The following is a 2,577-nucleotide window of genomic DNA, read 5'->3' as shown; positions in this document are numbered from 1 at the left end:
GACCACAATTCCCACTGACAGGCGAGAATGCGGTGCCTGTTCGAGACGAGACGGAGCACATCAGTGCTGCCGTGGTCCAGCGCCCAATCCTCGAAAGCCCGCCGTATATTGCGGCTCGCAAAAATGAGGACAGAGATTTCCCTCTGAACTCGCCTGCGTTCCTCACCGGAGCGGCGCTCCGCACCCACATCTTCCTGAGATTGCCTGCGATCGAGACCGCTCCGGCGTTCCAGGGAGAGTGTAAGGCCTCTGCGAGCCGCTACTATTCCCCCGAGGCTTTTTTTCTGGAGTCTGATTCTGCTTGAAAGGCATTGGTTTTAAGGAGTGTGTTTTCCTGAAGGAGGAGGGTGATTTTTTCTTGAAGTTTTTCCAGCGTTGTCTGGAGCTTTTCTGTATGAATTTCAGATTTATCAAGTTTTTCTTCAAGCTTTTCGGATCGACGGGTCTCGCGCTCCACAGTCTTTTGAAGGTCTGTGATGTAGGAATCCTGCTTTTCTATATAGGAGTCCTGTTTTTCTATTCGTTTGCGCAATTCTTCAATTCGGTCCTCATACATCTGCCGGATAGCATCCTCCATCTTCCCCCCTTTTGCTGAGACTTCTTTGATTTCGGTCTTTGGATTTTCGTAAGCATCCTCAAACCCAAAAAGTTCATTGGGGGTAATTTGCAGGATTTTGCATATTGCAGGGATCTTCTGGGTTCTGGGCAATACAGTCTTGCACCATCGGTAAGCGGTTTTGTCCGTATCCCCCGTGGCATCTCCCAGCTCCTGGGCACTAAGCCTGAGCTGCTCCATTCTCTTACCGATTGTCCCGCAGACTTGATCCCTTACATTCATCATGCCCCTGAATATACGCAAACAATGCGAATCTTGCAAAAGACCTTTAATGACAAATCTTGTGTCATTGGATGAAAAACGACTTGACTTTCACATCTTTTGGGTAAAGAATCGCTTCCTATGAAACCAAGAACGATAAATTATAAAATTTTAGGTTTGATCTCCGGAAAACATCCGAACCATGCCCGCCGCCTCAAACAGCTCGAATCATTCCCAAGAAAAGAGCTGGCTTCCCATCTGTCGGACTGGTTTGGCATGGAGCCCTATCATTTCATGTGGCCCGAACGCTACGGCAACCCCTGGCCTGTCATCGAGGCCCACTGGCCGGAAGTGGAAGCCTATCTCAAGGCCCGGATTTCCGGAGAAAACCCAAAGCTTCCTTGCTGCCTCGCGGCCTTTGGTCATCAGCCGGAGACAGAATAAGCGGATCAAAAAGCAGGATGAACGCAAAAATTTCATTCATTTCTGCGGGGATAAACTTTCATTTTTCAGGGAAAAAAAACAGGCCAGTCAAAGGAGCATCCATGAACGACATCAACGCCATTTTGTATGAAGCCCTGATCCAGAACCGTGAAGATCAGGTGCTGGTGCCGCAGGTAGCCACCATGGCAGGCATGGCGGCACGCACCGTCTATGAATACTGCTCCGACCCCCGCCGCACCCCGGACATCCGGGCCATCCGTGCGGCCTTTGCCGTGACCCAGAGTCCCACCATCAAAAGGCTGCTGGAACCGCCGGGATGGCGGCTGATGCCGGTTGCTGATCTGGCAAGACCCCAAACGGACAGCCTCAGCCGCGAAATCGAAGACGTGGTCATCCAGACCGGCGCGCTCATGCAGCACCTCCGGAACGGGCTGATGTCCAGAGAAACGGCCACGGTGGTCAAAACCGCCCGGCTCATCGGCAATCTGGAAAGGGAAGTCATGGAAGTACGAAGACTCTTTGAAGACACCGTAAGACAGGGGGGAGAATGGCAAAGCTGATCGCCGTATCCGGCACCCACGGCGTGGGCAAGTCCACCCGCGTTCTGGAGCTGGCCCAGGAAATGAAGATGCAGCATCCCGACGCAACGGTGGGCCTCATTCAGGAGCTGGCCGCCTGCTGCCCCATGCCCCTCACCCCGCACACAACGCCCGAGGCCCAACGCTGGATTTTTGCCACCCAGCTTGCCCAGGAGCTGGAAATGCTCTGCCGCTATGATCTGGTGATCTCCGACCGCAGTGCGGTGGACGCCATTGCCTACACCCATGCCGCAGGGTTTTTTCGTCTGGCAGAAGGCATGATGGGCCTGATGGAAAGCCATCTGCCCCTTTACGAGCGCATTCACTTCCGCATGAGCGGCAAAAATGACTTCCACTTTGCCGATGGAGTTCGGGATGGGTGCCGCGATTTTCGGCTGCGGGTGGAGCGCACCATGCTGGACATTTACGCCCGTCTGGGTCTTGGCAAGGGGGCTCCGGGCTTTGTGCTGGAGTAAGGGAGAAGCATGGAAAATTTCATTGCTTTGACAATCAAGAGAAAAAGGCTTTTGTCTCAGCTTATGAAGCGAAAAGCCCTGAACCTTGAAGGCCCTGAAAAGCGCGTGATGCTCCTCAGGGCCAGAATGGCAGATCTGGATGCAGACAGGCTTGAGCAAAAATACGGGATTCCGGTTTGACTTTTTAGCAGAGCAGGGAGAACGCTATGGGAAAAGCCGTTGAATTCTTAAATCCCGAAGAGCGGGGCCGCATTGCCTCCGA

Annotated in this window: 6 protein-coding genes; 5 read left to right on the top strand and 1 reads right to left on the bottom strand. The window is 53.2% G+C overall.

Annotated elements, in window-relative coordinates; genetic code table 11:
• On the top strand, positions 1 to 305 hold a 305-nt coding region (locus tag RBR60_RS16770), incomplete at its 5' end, for a hypothetical protein (RefSeq protein WP_320358950.1).
• Here RBR60_RS16770 and RBR60_RS16765 read toward each other — a convergent pair.
• Positions 263 to 841 (bottom strand): helix-turn-helix domain-containing protein, encoded by a 579-nt coding sequence (locus tag RBR60_RS16765; protein WP_320358948.1) that lies wholly within the window; start codon positions 839 to 841, stop codon positions 263 to 265. The genes RBR60_RS16770 and RBR60_RS16765 overlap by 43 nt on opposite strands.
• Before the next feature lie 117 nt (positions 842 to 958).
• Here RBR60_RS16765 and RBR60_RS16760 point away from each other — a divergent pair, with 117 nt between their 5' ends.
• From RBR60_RS16760 to RBR60_RS16745, 4 genes are all read left to right on the top strand, one after another.
• Entirely contained in the window at positions 959 to 1,261 is a 303-nt protein-coding gene (locus tag RBR60_RS16760) for a hypothetical protein (RefSeq protein WP_320358945.1), read from the top strand.
• 101 nt (positions 1,262 to 1,362) lie between these two features.
• The gene (locus RBR60_RS16755) at positions 1,363 to 1,821 is read left to right on the top strand and encodes a hypothetical protein (protein WP_320358943.1); all 459 of its coding nucleotides are present in this window, start codon (positions 1,363 to 1,365) and stop codon (positions 1,819 to 1,821) included.
• Complete coding sequence (locus RBR60_RS16750; RefSeq protein WP_320358941.1) at positions 1,809 to 2,315, top strand: AAA family ATPase; 507 nt, start codon at positions 1,809 to 1,811, stop codon at positions 2,313 to 2,315. The genes RBR60_RS16755 and RBR60_RS16750 overlap by 13 nt, the downstream gene beginning before the upstream one ends.
• A gap of 9 nt (positions 2,316 to 2,324) precedes the next feature.
• Complete coding sequence (locus RBR60_RS16745) at positions 2,325 to 2,495, top strand: hypothetical protein (RefSeq protein ID WP_320358939.1); 171 nt, start codon at positions 2,325 to 2,327, stop codon at positions 2,493 to 2,495.
• The last annotated feature ends 82 nt before the right edge of the window (positions 2,496 to 2,577 follow it).

The sequence above is a fragment of the Desulfobotulus sp. genome, from assembly GCF_034006065.1.
GTDB lineage: Bacteria > Desulfobacterota > Desulfobacteria > Desulfobacterales > ASO4-4 > Desulfobotulus.
This window is presented reverse-complemented; position numbering and strand designations above follow the sequence as displayed.